General features: G+C 71.3%; 21 protein-coding genes. 14 read left to right on the top strand and 7 right to left on the bottom strand.

From position 1 onward, the window contains the following. The first annotated feature begins 50 nt into the window (after positions 1-50). The 3 genes from ACIRU3_RS34855 to ACIRU3_RS34865 all read left to right on the top strand — a co-directional run bounded on the left by ACIRU3_RS34855 (position 51) and on the right by ACIRU3_RS34865 (position 4,274). Positions 51-1,160 carry an NAD(P)H-dependent flavin oxidoreductase gene (locus ACIRU3_RS34855; protein WP_404065117.1) on the top strand — a complete coding sequence of 370 codons (1,110 nt, stop codon included), beginning with the start codon at positions 51-53 and terminating at the stop codon, positions 1,158-1,160. After that, positions 1,157-2,707: an acyl-CoA synthetase gene (locus ACIRU3_RS34860; RefSeq protein WP_404065120.1), complete on the top strand. Its 1,551-nt coding sequence runs from the start codon at positions 1,157-1,159 to the stop codon at positions 2,705-2,707. The genes ACIRU3_RS34855 and ACIRU3_RS34860 overlap by 4 nt, the downstream gene beginning before the upstream one ends. Positions 2,708-2,777: 70 nt before the next feature. After that, a complete protein-coding gene (locus tag ACIRU3_RS34865; protein ID WP_404065123.1) occupies positions 2,778-4,274 on the top strand; it encodes an acyl-CoA synthetase in 1,497 nt (498 codons plus the stop codon). On the opposite strand, the gene ACIRU3_RS34870 is transcribed toward ACIRU3_RS34865, so the two are convergent. Beyond that, on the bottom strand, positions 4,271-5,164 hold the full coding sequence (locus tag ACIRU3_RS34870; protein WP_404065125.1) for a TIGR03620 family F420-dependent LLM class oxidoreductase: 894 nt from the start codon (positions 5,162-5,164) through the stop codon (positions 4,271-4,273). The two genes, ACIRU3_RS34865 and ACIRU3_RS34870, sit on opposite strands and share 4 nt — an antisense overlap. A 117-nt stretch (positions 5,165-5,281) precedes the next feature. Continuing rightward, on the bottom strand, positions 5,282-5,614 hold the full coding sequence (locus ACIRU3_RS34875) for an ArsR/SmtB family transcription factor (RefSeq protein ID WP_404065128.1): 333 nt from the start codon (positions 5,612-5,614) through the stop codon (positions 5,282-5,284). 118 nt (positions 5,615-5,732) lie between these two features. Between ACIRU3_RS34875 and ACIRU3_RS34880 the strand changes: the two genes are divergently transcribed. Further along, a complete protein-coding gene (locus tag ACIRU3_RS34880; RefSeq protein WP_404065131.1) occupies positions 5,733-5,894 on the top strand; it encodes a hypothetical protein in 162 nt (53 codons plus the stop codon). 21 nt (positions 5,895-5,915) lie between these two features. On the opposite strand, the gene paaK is transcribed toward ACIRU3_RS34880, so the two are convergent. After that, the gene (gene paaK / locus ACIRU3_RS34885) at positions 5,916-7,211 is read right to left on the bottom strand and encodes a phenylacetate--CoA ligase PaaK (RefSeq protein ID WP_404065135.1); all 1,296 of its coding nucleotides are present in this window, start codon (positions 7,209-7,211) and stop codon (positions 5,916-5,918) included. Between the two features lie 142 nt (positions 7,212-7,353). Here paaK and ACIRU3_RS34890 point away from each other — a divergent pair, with 142 nt between their 5' ends. Both ACIRU3_RS34890 and ACIRU3_RS34895 read left to right on the top strand, forming a co-directional pair. Continuing rightward, positions 7,354-7,809 carry a bacteriocin immunity protein gene (locus ACIRU3_RS34890; RefSeq protein WP_404065138.1) on the top strand — a complete coding sequence of 152 codons (456 nt, stop codon included), beginning with the start codon at positions 7,354-7,356 and terminating at the stop codon, positions 7,807-7,809. A gap of 68 nt (positions 7,810-7,877) precedes the next feature. Continuing rightward, positions 7,878-8,771, top strand: a complete 894-nt coding sequence (locus ACIRU3_RS34895; protein WP_404065140.1) for an alpha/beta fold hydrolase — start codon at positions 7,878-7,880, stop codon at positions 8,769-8,771. On the opposite strand, the gene ACIRU3_RS34900 is transcribed toward ACIRU3_RS34895, so the two are convergent. Both ACIRU3_RS34900 and ACIRU3_RS34905 read right to left on the bottom strand, forming a co-directional pair. After that, a complete protein-coding gene (locus ACIRU3_RS34900; RefSeq protein WP_404065142.1) occupies positions 8,740-10,488 on the bottom strand; it encodes a sulfatase in 1,749 nt (582 codons plus the stop codon). The two genes, ACIRU3_RS34895 and ACIRU3_RS34900, sit on opposite strands and share 32 nt — an antisense overlap. A gap of 174 nt (positions 10,489-10,662) precedes the next feature. After that, positions 10,663-12,273: an acyl-CoA synthetase gene (locus ACIRU3_RS34905; RefSeq protein WP_404065144.1), complete on the bottom strand. Its 1,611-nt coding sequence runs from the start codon at positions 12,271-12,273 to the stop codon at positions 10,663-10,665. A gap of 181 nt (positions 12,274-12,454) precedes the next feature. Here ACIRU3_RS34905 and ACIRU3_RS34910 point away from each other — a divergent pair, with 181 nt between their 5' ends. From ACIRU3_RS34910 to ACIRU3_RS34940, 7 genes are all read left to right on the top strand, one after another. Then, positions 12,455-13,255 (top strand): crotonase/enoyl-CoA hydratase family protein, encoded by an 801-nt coding sequence (locus ACIRU3_RS34910; protein WP_404065146.1) that lies wholly within the window; start codon positions 12,455-12,457, stop codon positions 13,253-13,255. 15 nt (positions 13,256-13,270) lie between these two features. Beyond that, positions 13,271-14,212, top strand: a complete 942-nt coding sequence (locus tag ACIRU3_RS34915) for a Zn-ribbon domain-containing OB-fold protein (RefSeq protein ID WP_404065149.1) — start codon at positions 13,271-13,273, stop codon at positions 14,210-14,212. Continuing rightward, positions 14,209-15,258 carry a thiolase domain-containing protein gene (locus ACIRU3_RS34920; RefSeq protein WP_404065152.1) on the top strand — a complete coding sequence of 350 codons (1,050 nt, stop codon included), beginning with the start codon at positions 14,209-14,211 and terminating at the stop codon, positions 15,256-15,258. The genes ACIRU3_RS34915 and ACIRU3_RS34920 overlap by 4 nt, the downstream gene beginning before the upstream one ends. Continuing rightward, the gene (locus ACIRU3_RS34925; protein WP_404065155.1) at positions 15,255-16,421 is read left to right on the top strand and encodes a thiolase domain-containing protein; all 1,167 of its coding nucleotides are present in this window, start codon (positions 15,255-15,257) and stop codon (positions 16,419-16,421) included. Before ACIRU3_RS34920 ends, ACIRU3_RS34925 begins: the two co-directional genes overlap by 4 nt. Positions 16,422-16,503: 82 nt before the next feature. Then, positions 16,504-16,746, top strand: a complete 243-nt coding sequence (locus ACIRU3_RS34930) for a DUF397 domain-containing protein (protein WP_404065157.1) — start codon at positions 16,504-16,506, stop codon at positions 16,744-16,746. Positions 16,747-16,912: 166 nt separating this feature from the next. Continuing rightward, positions 16,913-17,815: a universal stress protein gene (locus ACIRU3_RS34935; protein ID WP_404065160.1), complete on the top strand. Its 903-nt coding sequence runs from the start codon at positions 16,913-16,915 to the stop codon at positions 17,813-17,815. Between the two features lie 109 nt (positions 17,816-17,924). Further along, on the top strand, positions 17,925-18,422 hold the full coding sequence (locus ACIRU3_RS34940) for a hypothetical protein (RefSeq protein ID WP_404065162.1): 498 nt from the start codon (positions 17,925-17,927) through the stop codon (positions 18,420-18,422). Positions 18,423-18,439: 17 nt separating this feature from the next. Here the strand turns inward: ACIRU3_RS34940 and ACIRU3_RS34945 are convergent, their stop codons facing one another. Both ACIRU3_RS34945 and ACIRU3_RS34950 read right to left on the bottom strand, forming a co-directional pair. Further along, positions 18,440-20,410, bottom strand: a complete 1,971-nt coding sequence (locus ACIRU3_RS34945; RefSeq protein WP_404065165.1) for an N-acetylmuramoyl-L-alanine amidase — start codon at positions 20,408-20,410, stop codon at positions 18,440-18,442. 286 nt (positions 20,411-20,696) lie between these two features. Then, positions 20,697-21,842, bottom strand: coding sequence for an aminoglycoside phosphotransferase family protein (locus tag ACIRU3_RS34950; RefSeq protein WP_404065168.1), 1,146 nt, complete (start codon positions 21,840-21,842; stop codon positions 20,697-20,699). Between the two features lie 282 nt (positions 21,843-22,124). On the opposite strand from ACIRU3_RS34950, the gene ACIRU3_RS34955 reads away from it, so the two are divergent. After that, positions 22,125-23,618 carry a hypothetical protein gene (locus ACIRU3_RS34955; protein ID WP_404065170.1) on the top strand — a complete coding sequence of 498 codons (1,494 nt, stop codon included), beginning with the start codon at positions 22,125-22,127 and terminating at the stop codon, positions 23,616-23,618. Positions 23,619-23,670 lie beyond the last annotated feature (52 nt).

Genomic DNA, 23,670 nt, shown 5'->3' on the forward strand with positions numbered 1-23,670 from the left:
GCATCAGAATAGGCCTTCCGTCGTCCGGAGGACTGCGGCATTCTGCGCCCATGCAGACGGAGCTGAGCAAGAAACTGGGAATCGAGCACGCCGTCTTCGGCTTCACACCGTTCCCCGCCGTCGCCGCGGCCATCAGCCGGGCCGGCGGTTTCGGCGTGCTCGGTGCGGTCCGCTACACCGCTCCCGACGACCTCAAGCGCGACCTCGACTGGGTCGACGCGCATGTCGACGGCAAGCCGTACGGCCTGGACGTGGTCATGCCCGCGAAGAAGGTCGAAGGTGTCACGGAGGCCGACGTCGAGGCGATGATCCCCGACGGACACCGGCAGTTCGTCAAGGACACCCTCGCCAAGCACGGCGTGCCCGAACTCGCCGAGGGCGAGGCATCCGGCTGGCGCATCACCGGATGGATGGAGCAGGTCGCCCGCACCCAGCTCGACGTCGCCTTCGACTACCCGATCCGCCTGCTCGCCAATGCCCTCGGCTCCCCGCCCGCCGACGTCGTCACCCGCGCCCACGAGCACAACGTGCTGGTCGCAGCGCTCGCGGGCAGCGCCCGGCACGCGCGAAAGCACACGGAGGCCGGCCTCGACATCGTCGTCGCCCAGGGCTACGAGGCCGGCGGCCACACCGGCGAGATCGCCTCCATGGTGCTCACCCCCGAGGTTGTGGACGCCGTGGATCCCCTGCCCGTGCTGGCCGCCGGCGGCATCGGCAGCGGGCAGCAGGTCGCCGCAGCCCTCGCCCTCGGTGCCCAGGGCGTGTGGCTGGGGTCGCTCTGGCTGACCACCACCGAGGCCGGACTTCCCTCGCCCAAGCTCATCCGGAAGCTGCTCGCAGCCGGCTCCGGCGACACCGTCCGCTCCCGTGCCCTGACCGGGAAACCCGCACGCCAGCTCCGTACCGAATGGACCGACGCCTGGGACGACCCGGCCGGACCCGGCACCCTCCCGATGCCCCTGCAGGGCCTGCTCGTCGCCGAGGCCGTCTCGCGCATCCAGAAGTACGAGGTCGATCCGCTGCTCGGCACCCCCGTCGGCCAGATCGTCGGCCGGATGAACAGCGAACGCAGTGTCCAGGCCGTCTTCGACGACCTCACCCGCGGCTTCGAGCAGGCCGTGGACCGCATCAACCGCATCGCCGGAAGGAGCGGCCAGTGAGCACACCCCCCGCCGGATTCTGGGTCCAGGCCACCCAGGACCCCGACCGCACGGTCCTCGTCGCGCCGGACGGCGAGCAGTGGACCGCCGGACGTCTGCACGCAGCCGCCAACCGCCTCGTCCACGGCCTGCGCGCCGCGGGCCTTGAGCGCGGGGACGCCTTCGCGGTCGTCCTGCCCAACGGCATCGAGTTCTTCACCGCGTACCTTGCCGCCAGCCAGGCCGGTTTCTACCTCGTCCCCGTCAACCACCACTTCGTGGGCCCCGAGATCGCCTGGATCGTCGCGGACTCGGGCGCCAAGGTGCTCGTCGCCCACGAGCGGTTCGCCGAACCGGCCCGCCACGCGGCCGAAGAGGCCGGGTTCCCGGCGACCCACCGCTACGCCGTCGGCACGGTCGAGGGATTCCGGCCCTACGCCGAACTCCTCGACGGACAGCCCGAGTCGGCACCCGAGGACCGCGAGCTCGGCTGGGTCATGAACTACACATCGGGTACGACCGGCCGCCCGCGCGGCATCCGCCGCCCGCTGCCCGGCAGGCGCCCCGAGGAGGCCTACCTCGGCGGCTTCCTCGGCATCTTCGGCATCAAGCCGAACGACGACAACGTGCACCTGGTCTGCTCCCCGCTCTACCACACGGCAGTCCTCCAGTTCGCGGGTGCGTCCCTGCACATCGGCCACCGCCTGGTGCTGATGGACAAATGGACGCCCGAGGAGATGCTCCGTGTCATCGACGCCCACGCGTGCACGCACACCCATATGGTCCCGACCCAGTTCCACCGGCTGCTCGCGCTGCCGGGGGACGTGCGGCGGTCGTACGACGTCTCGTCCATGCGGCACGCCATCCACGGCGCCGCCCCCTGCCCCGACCATGTGAAGCGGGCCATGATCGACTGGTGGGGGAACTGCGTGGAGGAGTACTACGCGGCCAGCGAGGGCGGCGGGGCCTTCGCCACCGCCGAGGACTGGCTGAAGAAGCCCGGCACGGTCGGCAAGGCCTGGCCCATCAGCGAACTCGCGATCTTCGACGACGACGGCAACCGGCTTCCGCCCGGGCAACTGGGCACCGTCTACATGAAGATGAGCACCGGCGGCTTCTCCTACCACAAGGACGAGGCCAAGACGAAGAAGAACCGCATCGGCGACTTCTTCACCGTGGGCGACCTCGGCTACCTGGACGAGGACGGCTACCTCTTCCTCCGCGACCGCAAGATCGACATGATCATCTCCGGCGGGGTCAACATCTACCCGGCCGAGATCGAGTCCGCGCTGCTCGCCCACCCCGCCGTCGCCGACGCCGCCGCCTTCGGCATACCGCACGACGACTGGGGCGAGGAGGTCAAGGCCGTCGTGGAACCCGCCCCCGGGCACGAGCCGGGCCCGGCCCTCGCCGCCGCCCTGCTGGATCACTGCGCCGAGCGGCTCGCCGGGTACAAGCGGCCCAAGAGTGTCGACTTCATCACCGAGATGCCCCGCGACCCCAACGGCAAGCTGTACAAGCGGCGGCTGCGGGATCCCTACTGGGAAGGCCGCACCAGGCAGGTGTGACCCGCAGGAGCGCCCCCGTCGGGTCCCGGGTTCTTGACCTGCGCGTCCGGCGGGCCGAGGATCGGCTGTCATGACGCAGGGACACGGCAGCACGGTCGACGGGGTGCTGCGGCGCAGCGCCCGGCGCACCCCGGCGCGCGTCGCGCTGGAGTACGGCGAACGCACCTGGACGTACGAGGAACTCGACGCCGCCGTCTCCCGTGCGGCGGGCCTCCTCCTCACCGAGGGGCTCGCCCCGGGAGACCGGGTGGGCACCTACGGGCACAACTCCGACGCCTACCTGATCGCCTTCCTCGCCTGCGCCCGCGCGGGCCTGGTCCATGTGCCGGTCAACCAGAACCTGACCGGCGACGACCTGGCCTACATCCTCGGCCAGTCGGGCAGCACGCTGGTACTGGCCGACCCGGACCTCGCCGGCCGACTGCCTGAAGGCGTACGGGTGCTGCCCCTGCGGGACGCCGGCGACTCCTTCCTCGCACGGCAGGCGGAGGCGGCGTCGTACGAGGGGCCCGAACCGCGCACCGAGGACCTGGTCCAGCTGCTGTACACCTCCGGCACCACCGCCCTGCCGAAGGGGGCGATGATGACCCATCGGGCGCTGGTGCACGAGTACCTGAGCGCGATCACCGCCCTCGACCTGAGCGCCGGCGACCGACCCGTGCACGCCCTGCCGCTCTATCACTCGGCCCAGATGCATGTGTTCCTGCTGCCGTACCTCGCGGTCGGCGCCACCAACATCATCCTGGACGCGCCCGACGGCGACCGCCTCTTCGACCTGATCGAAGCGGGCCACGTGGACAGCCTGTTCGCCCCGCCCACCGTATGGATCGGCCTGGCCGGCCGGCCCGACTTCACCACCCGGGACCTCGGCGGCCTGCGCAAGGCCTACTACGGCGCGTCGGTCATGCCCGTGCCGGTGCTCCAGCGGCTGCGTGAACGCCTGCCCGGGCTGGCCTTCTTCAACTGCTTCGGGCAGAGCGAGATCGGCCCCCTGGCCACCGTGCTGGGGCCCGAGGAGCACGAGGGCCGGCTGGACTCCTGCGGCCGGACGGTACTGTTCGTGGACGCACGGGTGGTGGACGACAAGGGCGAGGACGTGCCCGCCGGCACGCCCGGTGAAATCGTCTACCGCTCACCGCAGTTGTGCGAGGGCTACTGGAACAAGCCCGAGGAGACCACCGAGGCCTTCCGTGACGGCTGGTTCCACTCCGGGGACCTCGCCGTGCGCGATGCGGACGGCTACTTCACGATCGTGGACCGGGTGAAGGACGTCATCAACTCCGGCGGTGTGCTGGTGGCTTCCCGCCAGGTCGAGGACGCCCTCTACACCCACGAGGCCGTCGCCGAGGCAGCCGTGATCGGTCTGCCCGACGAGCGGTGGATCGAGGCCGTCACGGCGGTCGTCGTGCCACGCGGTGAGGTGACGGAGGAGCAGCTCGTCGCGCATGTGCGGGAGAAACTCACCTCCTTCAAGGCCCCCAAGCGGGTGCTGTTCGTGGACGAACTGCCGCGCAACGCCAGCGGAAAGATCCTGAAGCGGGAACTGCGGGACCGGTTCAGCGGCTAGCCCCGGCCCCGGCGCTCCCGCAGGGCGTCGGCGAGCAGCCGCCACTGCGGGAGCGCCGAGCCGCCCCGCTCGACGCCGATCACCTGCACCGCCACGTGGTCGGCGCCTGCCTCGGCGTGGCCCCGCAGCTTCCGTACCACGGTGTCCGGGTCGCCCCAGAACACCAGGTCGTCCACCAGCCGGTCGCTGCCGCCGCCGGTGATCTCGTCGTCCGTGTAGCCGAGCCTGCGGAACTTCGCCAGGTTGTAGGGGGTCTCGAGGTAGCCGTGCAGGTGCTCGCGCGCGAGTGCCCGGGCCCGGCCGGGGTCGGTCTCGAAGAGCACCGGGTGCTCGACGGCCAGGAAGGCCTCCGGGCCGAGGATCTCTCGCGCCTGTGCGGTGTGGGCCACGTTCACGTGGTAGGTCTGGGCCCCGTCGGCGCGCTCGCGGGCCAGCTCCAGCATCCGCGGGCCGTACGCGGCCAGCAGGCGCCGAATCGCGCCCCGGGGGCGGGGGTTGGGGGTCTCCAGCGTGTCCAGCTCGTCCAGGTACGCGGACATGGCGGCGAGCGGCTTGACCCCCGGGCGCGGCTGACCGCCGAAGCCGAGACCGAGGACATGCCGTTCCGGATAGGCGTCGGCGAGCAGCACCGCGGCGCCGTACGTCCATCGCGCCTCGCGTGACCAGATCCGGGCGATGCCGTTGACGACACTCAGCCGCTCGGTGGAGGCGAGCAGATAGCCGGCGTGGCTGAACGCGTCCCGCCCCAGCAGTTCGGGGATCCACAGTGCCCGCCAGCCCAGCTCCTCCAGTTCCTGGGCCGCGTCCCGGATCATGGCGGCCGGTTGGTGCTCGAAGTCGAAGGTGTAGATCCCGAACGTGCCGAGCCCCAGACGCTTCCCGCCGGTCATCGTGCGCTCCCTCATGGATTGGATCACCACACCACACATCACATCGGTCGATCGAAATATCGCAGAATATCGATATGAAGGACAAGGGATGACCCGGGCCGGCCGGGGCGCGAGTGGCTAGAGTGTCTGGCCCAGTTCCGCGACGAGGCCGGCGATGCGCCGCTCGTCCCGCTTGTAGTGGGTCCACTTGCCCACGCGGGTCGCGCGCACCAGTCCGGCGCGCTGGAGTTCGGCCATGTACGCGGACACGGTGGACTGGGCCAGCCCCGCCTTCGCCTGTATGTGACTCACGCACACACCCACCTCGGCCGGATCGGCGATCGCCGTCTCCATCGGGAAGTGCCGCTCGGGCTCGCGCAGCCACTGCAGTATCTGCAGCCGCATCGGGTTGGACAGCGCCCGCAAGGCGCCGACCACGTCCGGATCCGGGGAGAGGGCGGTGTCCGTCATGCATCCGGAGTATAGGTTGCCGTCGACATTTCGAAGTACGTCGATGCAAGCGGGGCCCAGGTCGTGCCCTGCCACGGGGGTGCGTCAAGTTTCGCGTGGTTTCCGCAGGTGTCCCTAGGTGGCCCTGGAGCAGCAGCAGGGGTCGGCCCGGGTGACGGGCTCGGTGGCGCTGACGGCGGCGATCGCCTCGGTCCGGCACCCGACCCGGGACCGGACGGCGCCCGAGGCCGCAGAAGCCGCCGAGGGGGCCATACCGGCCGGGCCGGTGCCATACGGGTGAGCGCCGGAGCGGTCGCCCGCGTCAGCGCGGTCGCAGGTCCACGATCCGGCGGATCTTGCCCACGGACCGCTCCAGTGACTCCGGCTCCACGATCTCCACGTCCACGGACACGCCGATGCCGTGCTTCACGGCCGCGGCGATGGACAGGGCCGCCGCCTCCCGTACCTCGGGCGTGGCGCCGGGGCGGGCCTCGGCACGTACAGTGAGCGCGTCGAGGCGGCCCTCGCGGGAGAGCCGCAGCTGGAAGTGCGGCGCCACACCCGGAGTGCGCAGCACGATCTCCTCGACCTGGGTCGGGAACAGGTTGACCCCGCGCAGGATCACCATGTCGTCGCTGCGCCCGGTGACCTTCTCCATCCGCCGGAACACCCGCGCCGTCCCGGGCAGCAGCCGGGTCAGGTCCCGGGTCCGGTACCGGACGATCGGCATGGCCTCCTTGGTGAGCGAGGTGAACACCAGCTCGCCCCGCTCGCCCTCCGGCAGCACCTCACCCGTGATCGGGTCGACGACCTCCGGATAGAAGTGGTCCTCCCACACATGGAGACCGTCCTTGGTCTCGACGCACTCCTGGGCCACCCCCGGGCCGATCACCTCGGACAGCCCGTAGATGTCGACGGCATCGATCGCGAACCGCTCCTCGATCTCGCGCCGCATCTGCTCGGTCCAGGGCTCGGCGCCGAAGACGCCCACCCGCAGCGAGGTGCCGCGCGGATCCACGCCCTGGCGCTCGAACTCGTCCAGCAGCGTCAGCATGTACGACGGGGTGACCATGATGACGCCGGGTTCGAGGTCCCGGATCAGCTGGACCTGGCGGGACGTCATGCCGCCGGACGCGGGGACGACCGTACAGCCCAGGCGCTCGGCACCGTAGTGGGCGCCGAGGCCTCCGGTGAACAGCCCATAGCCGTAAGCCACATGCAGGGTGTCACCGGGCCGCCCGCCCGCCGCCCGGATCGACCGCGCCACCATGTCGGCCCACATGGAGAGGTCGTTCTCCGTGTAGCCGACCACCGTGGGCAGTCCCGTGGTGCCGCTGGAGGCATGGAGGCGGCGAATGCGTTCACGGGGCACGGCGAACATGCCGTACGGGTAGTGCTCCCGGAGGTCGGTCTTGGTGGTGAACGGGAAGTGCGCGAGGTCGGCGAGCGAACGGCAGTCCTCCGGGCGGACCCCTGCCTTGTCGAAGGACTCCCGGTAGAAGGGCACGTGGTTGTAGGCGTGCCGCAGCGAGGCACGGAGCCGTTCCAGCTGGAGCCCACGCAGTTCCTCGGGCCCGAGCTTCTCGCCCGCGTCCAGCAGGTCCGTCGCATCCGCCATCGGGACCTTCTCCCTCGTCTGCCGCACATTCCGGACGACCGATCATTCGGTCGATCTGTTCGGGGCCAGTAATTCAGGCCATCCGGCTCCAGACAAGGGGTCCGGTCGGATTTTCCGGCGGGACGTCGCCCAGAATGGCCGGGTGGAGCTACGACGGGAACTGCTGCCCCCGGCTGTGCCGGCCGCGCGGCTCGCGGAGTCGGGCGAGGAGATCGAGCGGATCGAGAGCCTGCTGCGGGAGGACCGGGAGGCCGGGCGCCGGGCGGTCGACGCCTTCAACGCGGCGACCGGGCACGCCTACGAACCGTCGGACTTCCTGTACTGGAGCGCGGCGCGCGATCTGCACGACTTCGCCCTCGAGGCCGCCCGGCCGGCGCGGCCTCGCGTGCTCGACGTCACCCGCGACGAACTGGCCGAGATCGTCCGCCGGATCATGCACGCGGATCCCGACACCGACCACTACCTGCTCGTGCTGAAAGCCAACGTCGCCCATCCCCGCGCCTCCGACCTGCTCTTCCACCCGCCCGCCCATCTGGCGGACGCAGCGCCGGAGCGGATCGTCGAGGAACTGCAGGCACACCGGCCCTTCGCTCTGTGAGCGCGCTTCTCCCGCCCTGACCGCAACGGTGTTGCATCACGACGGGACGGACCCGGATGATCATTCGCATGCCGACGTTCACCACAGCCGACGGAACCCGGCTCGCCTACCACCTCCGCGGTGCGGGCGAGACCCTCGCGGTCCTGCCCGGCGGGCCCATGCGCGCCTCCGCCTACCTCGGCGACCTGGGCGGGCTCACCGCTCACCGCCGCCTGGCCCTGCTCGATCTGCGGGGCACCGGGGACTCCGCGGTACCGGCCGACCCGGCCACGTACCGCTGTGACCGGTTGGTGGACGACGTGGAGGTGTGGCGGGCCCACATGGGTCTGGAGCACATGGATCTGCTCGCGCACTCCGCGGCCGCCAGCCTCGCCATTCTCTACGCGGCCCGCTACCCGCAGCGGATTCGGCGGCTCGTGCTGATCACCCCCAATCCCTCGGCCCTCGGCATGCGGGCGACACCCGAGGACCGGCTGGCCGCGGCCCGGCTGCGCGCGGACGAGCCCTGGTTCGCGGAGGCGTTCCCCCCGTTCGAGGCGTGGCTGGCGGGCGAGGCCGAATTCGACGAGGTCTTCATGCCCTTCTACTACGGCCGCTGGGACGAGGCCGCCCGCGCCCATGACGCGGCCACCGAGGAGCAGTCCAACGACGAGGCGGGCGACCGGTACTTCGCCGACGGCGCCTTCACCCCGGACGCCACCCGGACCGCGCTCGCCGCCCTGACCGCCCCGGTCCTGGTGTACGCGGGCGGATGCGACGGCGGCCCCCGCCCCTACCTCGCCCGCCGCACCGCCGAGGCCTTCCCCCGCGCCGAGTTCGCCGTCCAGCCCGGCGCCGGCCACTACCCCTGGCTGGACGACTCGGAGCACTTCGTCCGGCGCACCCTCGCCTTCCTCGACGGGGACAAGGGCGCCACTGGGGACGGCGCGGTCAGCCCGCCTGTGGGCCGTACGCCCGCATGAAGCGGTCGCGGAACTTGTTCATCGCCCAGATCGGCGCGTCCGCCGCCGGCTTGAGGCCCTCGGTCCAGCCCCAGCCGGACACCCGGTCCAGCACCTTGGGGTCGCGGGCGACGATGGTGACGGGCACGTCCTTGCGGGGGCTGCCCGCGGTGACGGTCGGCACCGGCTGGTGGTCGCCGAGGAAGACCATGACCGTGTTCTCGTCGCCGTAGCGCTGCAGGAACCCGATGAGGCTGTGCAGCGAGTACTCGATGGCGTTCCGGTACTCGGTGCGCACGCTGTCCGGGTTCTTCCAGACTTCCTTGGGGTCCTTGCCCTCCTTCTTGATGCGATGGAAGACGGAGCCGTCGCCGAGCTCCTTCCAGTCGATCATGTGGGCGACGGGCGCCCAGGGGTTGTGGCTGGAGGCGAGGATGATCTCCGCCATCAGCGGGTCCCGGTCCTTCTTGCCGAACTCCAGCCGGTTGAAGGCCTCCAGGCTGAACTGGTCCGGCACGGGCGTCCAGCTGAAGTACGGACCGTGGTATCCGAGGTGCTCGGAGTCGTAGATGTGGTCCAGGGCGAAGAACTTGCCCTCCGGCCAGGCCCGCCGCACGCCCGGCACGATGCCGACCGTGCGCCAGGCGCCGGTCTCGCGGAAGTACCGGGTGAGGGTCATCCGGTCGCTGGAGGTGAGGTTCCGGTACCGCTGCTGGTTCTTGATCCACAGTCCGGACAGGAAGGTCGAGTGGCACAACCAGCTGCCCGCGCCCGTCACCGGGGACCGGAGCCAGCCGCTGCGCGCCTCGAAACCGGCCGCCTTCAGCGATGCGGTGCCCTCGTCGAGCACCGTGCCGATCCGCGGCGCCATCGCCGGGTCCTCGATCGCCGTACGGCCGTAGCTCTCGATGAAGGTGAACAGGACGTCCTTGCCGCGCAGGCCGGTCAGCAACTGATCGCGCGGTGTGCCGGCGAAGGCGTCCACGGCGGCCTCCTCGCGGAAGACCTGGGCGTCCTGAAGGCCCGCGCGGATCTGCTGGACCCGGTTGTCCACGAGTTCGGCATCGATCTTGGACGCGATCGGCGCGTCACCGATCTGCAGACCGAGGGTGACGCAGGTGATCCAGGCGGTGCCCAGCACCAGGGTGCTCCGGGCGGCCACCTCGCGGTGCCGGACCATCAGGCCGGTCAGCCGGACCACGGCGAGTGTGGTGAACAGCAGGACCGCGACCGCCAGCAGCAGGACGGCGGTGACGGCGAGCAGTTCGCCGGTCCGGCCGAACGACTCCCGCAGGAAGTCCGCAGCGTCGTCCAGCAGGACCCAGTCCAGCACCAGATCGAACGGCCGGACCAGCACCGAGTAGAAGCCCATGTCGATGCATTTGAGGATGGTCAGCAGCCCGAGCAGCAGGCCCGTGGCCACCGCCGTGATGCGCCTGGCCCGGGGCGGCAGCACCAGCAGCAGGCCGGCCAGCAGGATCCCCTCGGCGGGGATGCGCAGAAACGCGGTGAGGGTGAGCCGGTCGAGCTGGTTCGGCAGCAGCAGCGCGCCCAGCACCAGGGCGGCGGCGAGGACGGTCGTCCCCACGGTCACGCCCCGCGCGAGGCGCGGGTGGCGCCGGAGCCCGCCGAACCGGCCGGAGCGGGGACTCTGCGGGGAGTCCCGCCCGGCGGCCTCGCCGCTCCCCGCGTCGTCGGTGTCCGACTCCGTCGCGGGGTCCGGCAGTTGACGAGGCATGAGGTGCGACACCCGAAGGTCCTTCCGTGCGTGGCCCGGTGCTGGTGGCGACGGGCCGCGCGCAGGAGGCGGCGCCGTCATCACCCGTACGGCCGGCCGTCACCGTCCGTTCAACCGTGGCGCACAGCGTACGCGGCCGGGGCCGCGCGACGGCGAGGGGACACCCCCTCGCCCCTACCGGTCCGCCGCCACCGCCACCTCCCGCGCCCACCGGTAGTCCGCCTTGCCGCTCGGGGACCGCTGGATGGAGTCCGCGATCACCAGCTGCCGCGGCACCTTGTATCCCGCCAGCCGGGTGCGGCAATGGTCCTGGATGTCGGTCAGCGAGGGCTGCGGGGCCCCCTCGCGCAGTTGCACCACGGCCGCCACATGGTTGCCCCAGGTGGCGTCCGGCACCCCGGCGACCAGCGCGTCGTACACGTCCGGATGCGCCTTGAGCGCCTGCTCGACCTCCTCCGGGTACACCTTCTCGCCCCCGGTGTTGATGCACTGCGAGCCCCGGCCGAGGACGGTGACGACGCCCTCCTCGTCCACCGTCGCCATGTCCCCGAGCAGCACCCAGCGCTGTCCGCCCTTCTCGAAGAACGTCTCGGCGGTCTTGCGCGGGTCGTTGTAGTAGCCGAGCGGCACATGGCCGCACTGCGCGACCCGGCCGATGTCACCCGCGCCGATCAGCTCGTACGTCGCCGGATCCACCACCTGGGTACGGGAGTTGACCCGGATGCGAAATCCCCGCTCGGGCCCCGAGTCCTCCGTCGCCGTACCGTTGAAACCGGACTCGGAGGAGCCGAAGTTGTTCAGCAGCAGGGCGCCCGGCACCAGCTCCCGGAACTGCCGGCGCACGGTCTCCGACATGATCGCGCCCGACGAGGAGACGCTGAACAGTGCCGAGCAGTCCGTACCCTTCATCGGCCCGCCGAGCGCGTCGATCAGCGGCCGGAGCATCGCGTCCCCGACCAGCGACATGCTGGTGACCTTCTCCTTCGCTACGGTCCGCAGCACCTCCTCCGGCACGAACTTGCGGTGGAGAACCACCCGTTGGCCGAAGTTGAAGCCGATGAACGCGGTGAGGGTGGATGTGCCGTGCATCAGTGGGGGAGTGGGGAAGAAGGTGATCCCCGACCCGCCCGCCGCGACCCGCTCGGCCAGCTCCTCGGGCGTCTTCACCGGCTCACCCGTCGGCGCCCCGCCGCCCAGGCCGGCGAAGAACAGGTCCTCCTGGCGCCACATCACCCCCTTGGGCATGCCGGTCGTGCCGCCGGTGTAGATGATGAACTGGTCGTCGCCCGACCTGACGGGAAAGCCCCGCTCGGGCGATCCGGACGCCTCCGCCTCGGCGAACGGGACGGCGCCGGGCACCTCGGCCGGACCGCCCACCCGCAGCAGATGCCGCAGCTCGGGCGTGCGCGGCAGTGCCGCCGCCACCCGGTCGCCGAACTCCGCGTCGAAGACCAGCGCGACCAGATCCGCGTCCCGGTAGAGGTAGACCAGTTCCTCCTCGACATAGCGGTAGTTGACGTTGACCGGGACGATCCGAGCCTTCATGCAGGCCAGGACCGTCTGCAGGTACTCGACGCCGTTGTACAGGTGCAGGCCCAGATGCTCCCCGGGGCGTATCCCGCCGGCGATCAGATGATGGGCCACGCGGTTGGCGGCCGCGTCCAGCTCCGCGTACGTCAGGCGGCGTTCCGCGCCGGTGCCGGGATGGTCGAGGTACACGAGCGCCTCGCGGTCCGGGACCACGTCGACGACCGACTCGAACAGATCGGCAAGGTTGTACTCCACCGCTCCTCCTGACCCCGGGCAGTCCTACCTGGCATCCGCCGGTTCGCCGGTCATCAGAGCAAAGGGCGCGGCAACTGTGAAGGGTCCGCGCGAATAAATCTGACTGCCTGTCAGAAAACCCTTGAAGTGCCTCCCCGCCTACTGCAACCTGTTCTCGTTCTTACCGAGGGGAGATGGGCAAATGGGTGGGACCGAACACCTCACCGTGCAGCGCGAAGGCGCCACACTGGTGCTCACGCTCAACAGGCCCGACGCCAAGAACGCGCTCTCGCTGCCGATGCTCGTCGGCCTCCACGACGGCTGGATCGAGGCCGACGAGGACGACGAGATCCGCTCGATCGTGCTCACCGGGGCCGGGGGCGCCTTCTGCGCCGGGATGGACCTCAAGGCGCTGGCCGGCGGCGGCATGGCCGGCCAGCACTACCGCGACCGGCTCAAGGCCGACCCCGACCTGCACTGGAAGGCCATGCTGCGCCATCACCGCCCCCGCAAACCGGTGATCGCCGCCGTCGAGGGGCACTGCGTGGCCGGCGGCACCGAGATCCTCCAGGGCACCGACATCCGGGTCGCGGGCGAGTCCGCGACCTTCGGCCTGTTCGAGGTCAGGCGCGGCCTGTTCCCGATCGGCGGCTCGACCGTCCGGCTGCAGCGCCAGATCCCGCGCACCCACGCCCTGGAGATGCTGCTCACCGGACGGCCGTACAGCGCGGCGGAGGCCGCCGGCATCGGGCTGATCGGACACGTCGTCCCCGACGGCACCGCGCTCGCCAGGGCGCTGGAGATCGCCGAGTTGATCAACGCCTGCGGGCCGCTCGCGGTCGAGGCCGTCAAGGCATCGGTGTACGAGACAGCCGAGATGACCGAGACCGACGGACTCGCCGCCGAACTCACCTGTGGCTGGCCGGTCTTCGACACCGCCGACGCCAAGGAGGGCGCCCGCGCCTTCGCGGAGAAGCGGCCCCCCGTCTACAAGCGCGCCTGACCCGAGGAGCCCCCGATGCCCGAAGTCCTCAAAGCCCCTCTCGTGGTCGAGTTCCCCTTCACCCGGTCCCTCGGCCCCGTCCAGAGCGCCTTCCTCACCGGACTGCGCGAGCGCCTGGTCCTCGGGGTGAAGGCCGCCGACGGCCGCACCCTCGTCCCGCCCGTGGAGTACGACCCCGTCACCTCCGAGGAGATCCGCGACCTCGTCGAGGTCGCTCCCACGGGCACGGTCACCACCTGGGCCTGGAACCACGAGCCCCGCCGCGGCCAGCCCCTCGCCACCCCCTTCGCCTGGGTCCTGGTCCGGCTCGACGGCGCCGACACCGGCCTGCTGCACGCCCTGGACGCCCCCGGCCCGGACGCCGTCCGCACCGGCATGCGGGTGCGGATCCGGTGGGCCGGAGAACGCACCGGCGCCATCACCGACATCGCCTGCTTCGAGCCCTACGACGGCGAACCGGAACAACCGGGCGGCCACACGGGCGAGTTCGAGGACCCGCTCACCGGGATCGTCGCCCCCGCCCGGCTCGACTACACCTACTCGCCCGGCCGCGCCCAGTCCGACTACATAGACGCCCTCTCCGAACAGCGCACCGTCGGCGAGCGCTGCCCCTCCTGCCGCAAGGTGTACGTCCCGCCCCGGGGTGCGTGCCCCACATGTGGCGTGGCCACGTCGGAACACGTCGAAGTGGGCCCCCGGGGCACAGTGACCACCTACTGCATCGTCAACATCAAGGCCAAGAACCTCGACATCGAAGTGCCGTACGTCTACGCGCACATCGCCCTCGACGGCGCGGACCTCGCCCTGCACGCCCGGATCGGCGGCATCCCCTACGACGAGGTGCGCATGGGCCTCCGGGTCGAGCCGGTGTGGACCCAAGGCGCGCGCTACCCCGATCACTACCGGCCGGCCGGCGAACCCGACGCCGACTACGACACCTACAAGGAGCTGCTGTGACAAGGGAGATCGCGGTCGTCGCCTTCGCCCAGACCGATCATCGGCGCTCCACCCAGGAGTCCTCCGAGGTCGAGATGCTCATGCCGGTACTGCACCAGGTCCTGGCACAGACCGGGCTGAAGACCCCCGACATCGGCTTCACCTGCTCAGGCTCCAGCGACTACCTCGCGGGCCGCGCCTTCTCCTTCACCCTCGCCCTCGACGGCGTCGGCGCCTGGCCGCCGATCTCCGAGTCGCACGTCGAGATGGACGGCGCCTGGGCGCTGTACGAGGCGTGGACCAAACTGCTCACGGGAGACGCCGACACCGCGCTCGTCTACTCCTACGGCAAATGCTCACCCGGCTCGGTACGGGACGTACTGACCCGGCAGCTCGACCCGTACTACGTGGCCCCCCTCTGGCCCGACTCCGTGGCCCTGGCCGCCCTCCAGGCGCAGGCCCTCATCGACGCCGGGGACACCGACGAGGCCGCCCTTGCCGCCGTCGGTGCCCGCAGCAGGGCCGACGCCGCCGCCAACCCCCATGCGCAGCAGAAGGGGCCGGTGCCCCGGGGCGACTACGTCGTACGCCCCCTGCGCACCGGCGACTGCCCGCCCGTGGGCGACGGCGCCGCCGCCGTGATCCTCGCGGCGGGGGAGCGGGCCCGGGAGCTGTGCGAGCGGCCCGCCTGGATCCGGGGCCTCGACCACCGCATCGAGGCCCACTCCCTCGGCGTGCGCGACCTCACCGACTCGCCCTCCGCCCGGCTGGCCGCAGAGAAGGCAGGTGCCTTCGAACGGCCCGTCGACACCGCCGAGCTGCACGCGCCGTTCACCGCGCAGGAGGTCGTCCTCCGCAAGGCGCTCCGGCTCGGCGACGGCGTCCGTGTCAACCCCTCCGGGGGCGCACTCGCCGCCAACCCGGTCATGGCCGCCGGACTCATCCGCATAGGCGAGGCCGCCGCCCGCATCCACCGCGGCGAGTCCGACCGCGCCCTCGCCCACGCCACCTCCGGCCCCTGCCTGCAGCAGAACCTGGTCGCCGTACTCGAAGGGGATCCACGATGAGCAAGGAGCCCGTGGCCGTCGTAGGAATCGGCCAGACCAAGCACGTGGCCGCCCGCCGGGACGTGTCGATCGCCGGGCTCGTCCGGGAGGCCGCTCGACGTGCCCTCCAGGACGCCGAGTTGACCTGGGCCGACATCGACGCCGTCGTCATCGGCAAGGCGCCCGACTTCTTCGAGGGCGTGATGATGCCCGAGCTGTACCTCGCGGACGCCCTCGGCGCGGTCGGCAAGCCCATGCTACGGGTGCACACCGCCGGCTCGGTCGGCGGATCCACCGCCCTCGTGGCTGCCAACCTGGTGGCGGCCCGCGTCCACGGCACGGTGCTCACCCTCGCCTTCGAAAAGCAGTCCGAGTCCAACGCCATGTGGGGCCTGTCCCTGCCCATCCCCTTCCAGCAGCCCCTGCTCGCCGGTGCGGGCGGGTTCTTCGCCCCGCACGTGCGCGCGTACATGCGGCGCAGCGGCGCCCCCGACACCGTCGGTTCCCTCGTCGCCTACAAGGACCGGCGCAACGCCCTGAAGAACCCCTTCGCCCACCTCCACGAGCACGACATCACCCTGGAGAAGGTCCAGGCCTCGCCCATGCTGTGGGACCCGATCCGCTACTCGGAGACCTGCCCGTCCTCCGACGGCGCCTGCGCCATGGTCCTCACCGACCGCGCCGGAGCCGCCCGGGCACCCCGGCCGCCGGCCTGGATGCTCGGCGGCGCCATGCGCAGCGAACCGACGCTGTTCGCGGGCAAGGACTTCGTCTCCCCGCAGGCCGGCAAGGACTGCGCCGCCGACGTGTACCGGCAGGCGGGTATCGCCGACCCACGCCGGGACATCGACGCCGTCGAGATGTACGTGCCCTTCTCCTGGTACGAACCCATGTGGCTGGAGAACCTCGGCTTCGCCGAGGAGGGCGAGGGCTGGAAGCTCACCGAGTCCGGGGTGACCGAGCTGGACGGGGACCTGCCCGTCAACATGTCGGGCGGTGTGCTGTCCACCAACCCCATCGGCGCATCCGGCATGATCCGCTTCGCGGAGGCCGCACTGCAGGTGCGCGGCCAGGCCGGAGAACACCAGCTGGGCCACGCCCGGAAGGTGCTCGGACACGCCTACGGGGGCGGCTCCCAGTTCTTCTCCATGTGGTTGGTGGGCTCCGAGCCCCCCGACTCCTGAAAGGTCCTCATGACACGGCCTGTCCGCCGTGGGAAGCGGTCGCTAGGCTGACCGCGGACGACGAACCGGGAGGAGCACGGACGTGGCCGAGAGCACCATCCAGCAGCAGCCGCTCGTGGGCTGGGACAAGCCGGAGCTGGACCTCAGCAGTGCCGAATGGCAGTCCAGCAGCCGAGGGCTGGGCGATGTCGAGATCGCCTTTGTGGAGGGGTTCATCGCGATGCGCAACAGCGGCCGCCCGGAAAGCCCTTCCCTGATCTTCACCCCCGCGGAGTGGGGTGCCTTCGTCCTCGGTGCACGGGAAGGCGAGTTCGACCTGACCTGAGCGCCCTCTCCCGGGGCACGCGCGATGTCCAGGCGGCTTCGGGAGCCGATCCGGGGGTGTTGCGAGCGGATTTCCGGACACGCGATCAACAGCGCCCTGTCGGGGCCCACGCCTGAGCGAGGCTGGCCCCGGCACGGGGAAGGTCGTGTTCCGGAGGTGAGGAAAGATGAGCAGTGCGCCGGTCATCGCCGCGGTCGACGGTTCCGAAGGCAGCCAGCGTGGCCTGGAGTGGGCCCTGGACGCCGCCCGTCGCCGCGCGGCACCGCTGCGGGTGGTGCACGTACGCCAGTACGCCGCCTGGGGGCAGGCCGACGTCCTGGTCGCCGGGCCGCCCGACGCGGAGGGCGACCCGGTGCTCGACGAGGTGCGTGTGCAGCTGCGGGACCGTGCGGACACGCCGGCCGTGGAGTACGTGGCCCTGGAGGGCGTACCGGGTGCGGCGCTGACCGAAATCGGCACGGACGCCCAGCTGTTGGTCCTCGGCTCACGGGGCCGCGGCGGCTTCGCCAGCCTGCTGCTCGGCTCCAACAGCCTGGCCGCGGCGCGCGACGCCGAGTGCCCGGTGATCGTCGTACCCCCGCCGGGCCGCGAGGTGCACGGGGACGGACCGGACGAGCCCGGGCCCCGGGTGGTCGTCGGCCTGCACGTCGACAGCCCCGACGAGGCCACGCTCGGCCTCGCCTTCGCCGAGGCCGCCCTGCGCGAGGCCCGGGTCCAGGTGGTCGCCGCCTACCCGTGGCCGGTGCAGACCTGGACCGCCCCGGGTCAGGTGCTTCCGCCCCCGGTCGACGAGGGCGCCGTCGAGAGCGAGACCCGCTCCCTGGCCGAGGGCTTCCTCGCCCCGCACCGCAAGCGGCACCCCGAGGTCGGCGCCGACGTCCAGGCCCTGCCCGGCGACGCGGCCGGCCTCCTCGTCGCCGCCTCCAGGGACGCCGAGCTGGTCGTCGTCGGCCGCCATCGGAGGCGGCTGCTCGCCCCCACCCGCATGATGGGGTCCGTCACCCAGGCGGTCCTGCTGCACGCGGCGAGCCCGGTCGCGGTCGTACCGCCGACCCCGCCCGAGGAGTGACGGCCCCGCCCCTGAACCGGCACGCAGCGTAGCCGGGCCGGGGGACGCGGGCGCCGCCGAGTGGGCGTCCGCACGTCGTCGAACACGCACGTGCACGTACCATGGCCGCATGTCGTTCCTCCGCCGCCGCAGCGCCACTCCTGCCGGACCCGACTTCGACGTGCTGGCCATGGACCCCGGCGATTGGCCGGGCAACCTCGGCGCGGGCCTGCTGCCCGCGCCCGACGGCTCCTGCCAGGGCGTCTTCCTGCGCTACGACCTGTTCGGCGGCCGCGGCCCCGCCATGATCATCGGCAATCTTCCCGAGGGCTCCCCGGCCCGGGACGTCACCGAGGACGAGGTGCCCTTCGAGGTGGGCCAGCTGCTGCTGGCGCTGGAGAACGACGAGGAGGTCACCGTCGTCGGAACCGAGGACACCCCGGTCCTCCAGGGCGACAACCTGCTGATCGTGCGCCGCCTGAAGCTCTCCGAGAGCCGGATCTCCTGTGTCCAGTTCGACCGCAGCGACGGCATTCTGGTGACCATCGCCGCCTGGGACCGCCCCATCACGGACGACCTGTACGCCCTGCTGAAGCCACTCCCGGCGGAGCTTTTCCAGCAGGGCTGACGACCTCCCGCCAGGGCCTAGCGGGCGGACCCCTCCAGACGGACGTCCGCGGCGCGCACGAACGCCACCCGGTGGCCGTACTGGATCTCGTAGTACAGGTCCTTGCCGACCACCACCCGGTGCGAGTCGGTGGTGAAGGTGACCGCGTAGTAGTACTCGCCCGGCATCACGTCACCGACCACGTACCGCTGCCCGGCCGGGATCGTGTACGGCAGTGGCACCACCGACTGCGCGGGCACCTCCGCCGGGTAGGCCTCCTTCTCCGGGTACGCGCGGCCGTACACCGGGACGCTCGCCAGGCCGTCCTTCGGGGTGACCACGAGACCGGACGCCCGCACTGCCGTGGGCTGCCTGCGCGGGTTCTCGAACCAGGCCTTCTGCCCCAGGTACCAGATCGCCGTCCAGTCGCCCCAGCGGTCGGCGACCGCGTACTGCTGGCCGGTGGAGACCCGGGAGGACAGGTCGTTCACCCCGTTGGTCGGTGCCGTGCCCAGGCCGATGTCCTTGATCAGCGGCGCGTTCGCGTCGTGGTCGGAGTACAGCCGCACCTCGCTGGAGCCGTGAGCCGTGCAGGGCTCGCCCTTGGTGGTGCAGCCCGTGTACACGGGCCGGTTGGAGGCGTAGTCCGGCAGGATGGTCACCAGCGAGGAGTGCTTGCCGCCGGTGCCCTTGAAGGCATGACCCAGCAGCTGGAAGTAGTGCCGCCAGTCCCAGTACGGGCCCGGGTCCGTGTGCATACCGGGGATGGTGGACGTGGTCGGGCCGGGCACGGTGTCGTGGCCCAGGATGTGCTGCCGGTCCAGCGGGATGCCGTACCTCCGGGACAGGTACTTCACCAGGCGCGCCGAGGACCGGTACATCGCCTCCGTGTACCAGGCGTCCGGCGAGGCGAGGAAACCCTCGTGCTCGATGCCGACGGACCGGGCGTTGATGTCCCAGTTGCCCGCATGCCAGGCCACGTCCTTCGCCTTGACGTGCTGGGCGATCAGACCATCGGTGGAGCGGATGGTGTAGTTCCAGGACACATAGGTCGGGTCCTGGACCAGATTCAGCACCCCGTCCCAGGCGCCCTCCGTGTCATGGACGACGATGTACTTGATCCGCTGCGAGACCGGACGGTCGCCGAGGTCGTGATTGCCGTAGTCGTTGTCCCCGAACTCGGCGTACGGCGCCGGGATCCACTCGCAGGACACCGACTGCGGACATTCGGCGCCGTCCGCCCGGACCGTGCGCAGACCGGCCCGCTTCAGCTGGGCGGTGTCGGCGGCCAGGTGCGGCTGGGCGGCGAGGGAGACCAGCTGGCCCGCGTCCGTGGTGCGCTCCTGACCGCTGCGCAGCACGTTGTACACGTCGTTCGCGTAAGCCGCCGCGGTCGTCGTGTCGTCCGCGCCGGAGAAGCGGGCCACCGCGCCGTACCAGTCGGCCGGGTCGGCGCTCGCCGGCTCGCCCAGCTCCTTCTGGGCGGCGGCGAGCAGGGCGGCGCCGCCGGCGATGTTGGCAGCCGGGTCGGTGCGCAGCTCGGCCGCCGGAAGTCCGCTCAGCTCGGCCGCTTTGGGCAGCGTCTTGAGACGGGCCGGGAGCGCCGCGCTCTCCGGCACCTTGATGTCGGGGTGCAGGCCCGCGCGGGCACTGTCGCCGCGGGAGTCCTCGGTGCCCTCTGCGAGATGTTCGGTGGCGGCGAGCGCGGTACGGGCGTCGGTGAGGTGCATCGGGCCGTAGCCGCCGGTCACGCTGGGCGCCCCGGCATGCGAGTCCCAGCGGGACTGGAGATAGGAGACGGCCAGCAGGACGCTCTGCGGCACGTGGTACTCGGCGGCCGCGGTGGCGAAGGCGTGTTGCAGCCCGCCGGCGGAGGACTCCGTGGCGCTCTGCGCCGGGGCCGCGCCGAGCAGCGGCAGCATCAGGGCCGCGGAGGCGAACGTGCCGGCGGTCCGCCTCAAGTGTCTGTGGCCGAGTGTGGACGTGGGGTCGGTGGCGGATCCTCGCAATGCGGCCTCCTGTGACGGGCGGAGCGGAGCGGGCGGCGCCGAGCTGGGTCAGTGGTACCGGCTGTGCCGACGATCCGTCAATGATGCCCTCAGGCCTCTGATTTCCCATGTCACGAAGGGGTCGGCGAGTTTCGCGGCGGCGGTGCACGGGCCTGCGGAGCGTCAGTGGAGTACACCAGTGACCGCCCGCGACCGGAGCCGAAGACACGAAGGCCCGCCGGAGCCGAAGACACGAAGGTCCGCGGTGCGCCGCCGCTCAGGGCGCACCGCGGAGCCATCGTCCCCTTCAGCGAGTGCCGACCGCCGCTCGGACGGCCCGCCGGGCCATCTGGCAGTCGTCGTGCAGCCGCCTGAGCAGCAGCCGCTGTTCCTCGCCGGACGGCGCAGCACCCGGGTGGGCCGTGCCCGGTGCCGCCGGGGCCGTATCGTGCATCGAACGCTGCACGGCCGTCTCGTACGTGCGGATCTCCCGGGTCAGCAGGAGCATCAGGTTCACCAGGAAGGCGTCCCGGGAAGCCTGGCCCGCCGACTGGGCGATCTGACTGATCTGGCGCCGGGCCACCGGCGAGTCCCCGAGAACCAGCCACAGCGTGGCCAGGTCGTACCCCGGCAGATACCAGCCCGCGTGCTCCCAGTCCACCAGCACTGGACCGGCCGGTGAGAGCAGGATGTTCGAGAGCAGGGCGTCGCCGTGGCAGAACTGGCCCATCCCCTGGCGGCCCGCCGCGTGCGCAATGCCGTGCAGCAGCTTCTGCAGGTCGCCAAGATCCCGGTCGGTCAGCAGGCCCAGCTCGTGATACCGGGCGATCCGGGCCGCGTAGTCCAGGGGGGCGTCGAACGTGCCCGCCGGGGGCCGCCAGGCGTTCAGCCGGCAGATCGCGCCGAGCGCGGCCCGGATGTCCGGCCGGGGCGGGGCCTCCATCGGATGCCGCTGGAGCGCCGCCACACGGCCCGGCATGCGCTCGATCACCAGGGTGCAGTTGTCGGGATCCGCCGCGATCAGCCTCGGCACCCGCACAGGCGGCCGGTGCCGGACGAACGAGCGGTATGCGGCTATTTCGTGGCGGATCCGCTCCGCCCAGGCCGGCGAGTTGTCAAGGAGACACTTGGCCACGGCCGTGCTGCGCCCGGTCGTCCCGACCAGGAGAACGGAGCGTCCGCTGCGGCGCAGGACCTGCACCGGAGCGAACTCCGGACAGATCCGGTGCACCGAGGCGATCGCGGTGCGCAACTGCGCGCCCTGGGGGCCGGACAAGTCGAGTCTCCCGCTGAGCGGTTGGGAACCGGGCTGTCCCGGAACGCGCCGCGGCCGCCCCGCGCCCAGCACGGGGGCTCCCGGCCGCGCTGCCGGGTCGAGATACGGTCCGCCGCCCGCCGGGCGGGGACGCAGCGGCCGGGGCGGAGCGGACACGGAGGACGATGCTGCGTACATGGGAGATACAGATCCCTTCGTGTGCCTGCGGTGCCTGCCTGTAAGTCCACACTCGAAGTGGTGGCTTCGAGTGGATACGCCACCCGGCCCGGGCGCCCGGATGCACCCTGGGGAGTGCATCCGTCGCACAGTGCGGCGACCGGGTCGGGGTGGCGCTTTCCTACCTGACACCCGATGACCAGTGGCACACCATCTGGCGCACCCTGGCGAACCGTGGCGAATAGTCGCCCGGCAACCTCCACGGGGCTACTGTCAACTCAGCCGAGAACCTGGGGGCTTGATGTGAACGGACAACCCAACACCCGCCTGGCGGACCTGTTCGGCCTGGCCGGCTGGTCCAAGGGCGAGCTCGCGAGGCTGGTCAACAAGCAGGCGGCGGCCATGGGCCACCCCCAGCTCTCGACCGACACTTCGCGGGTGCGGCGTTGGATCGACACGGGAGAGATCCCGCGCGATCCCGTGCCGCGGGTGCTGGCGGCTCTGTTCACCGAGCGTCTCGGCCGTGTCGTGACCATTGAGGACCTCGGTCTGGTACGGCACGGGCGTACGGGAAAACGGCAGGGCGACGGGAATGCGGAACATCCCGACGGAGTGCCGTGGGCGCCCGAACGGACCGCCGCGGTCCTCACCGAATTCACGGGAATGGACCTCATGCTCAACCGACGCGGCTTGGTGGGCGCGGGTGCCGCGCTCGCCGCGGGATCCACACTCAGCAGCGCCATGTACGACTGGTTGCACACCGACCCGACCCTGAAGTCCGACGCTCCTGTCCTCGACGACCCCCTGCACGCCGACCCCGCTGGGTTCGACCGCTATGAGGCCGCCCCCATCGGGTCGCAGGAGATCGAGGAACTGGAGCGGTCCGTCGAGGTGTTCCGCGCCTGGGACGCGGCCCGTGGCGGCGGGCTTCAGCGCAAGGCGGTCGTGGGCCAGCTCAACGAGGTGGGCGGCATGCTCGCCTACCACCACCCACCCCATCTCCAGCGGCGCCTGTGGGGCGTCGCCGCCAACCTGGCCGTCCTCGCGGGCTGGATGTCGCACGACGTCGGCCTGGAACCCACGGCGCAGAAGTACTTCGTCATCGCCGCCCATGCCGCCCGCGAGGGCGGTGACCGGCCACGCGCCGGGGAAGCCCTGTCCCGGGCGGCCCGTCAGATGGTGCACCTGGGCCGGCCCGACGACGCGCTGGACCTGATGAAGCTCGCCCAGTCCGGTTCGGGAGAGCGTCTGCAGCCGCGTACGAAGGCGATGTTCCACACCATCGAGGCCTGGGCGCAGGCATCCATGGGCAAGGGCCAGGCGATGCGCCGCACCCTCGGTCAGGCGGAGGACCTCTTCGTCTCCGACCGGCAGGATGTGGACCCGCCGGACTGGATGCAGACCTTCAAGGACGAGGATCTGTACGGCATGCAGGCCCTCGCCTACCGCACGCTCGCCGAGTTCGACCCGGGTGCGGCCGCGCACGCCCAGTACTACGCGGAGAAGGCCCTTGCCCTGCGCATCGACGGACGGGAGCGGTCGAAGATCTTCGACCATCTGTCCATGGCGTCGGCGTGCTTCATCGCCGATGACCCGGAACAGGCCGACCGCTACGCCCGGTTGGCCCTGATGTCGATGGGCTCGAACTCCTCCCGTCGGACCTGGGACCGGCTGCGGGAGATGTACCGGCTCACCGCCGAGTACTCCGGCTATCCGAAGATTCACGAACTGCGGGAGGAGATCCGGCTCGCCCTGCCGAAGCCCAAGGGCAGGAGCGACCACAGCGCACGGGCATAGGGGCCCGCACGCCGAGTCGTTCTGTTGCGAGTCGTTGTCGTTCTGCTCCGAG

It is taken from the genome of Streptomyces sp. NPDC101151 (assembly GCF_044768335.1).
Lineage (GTDB): Bacteria > Actinomycetota > Actinomycetes > Streptomycetales > Streptomycetaceae > Streptomyces.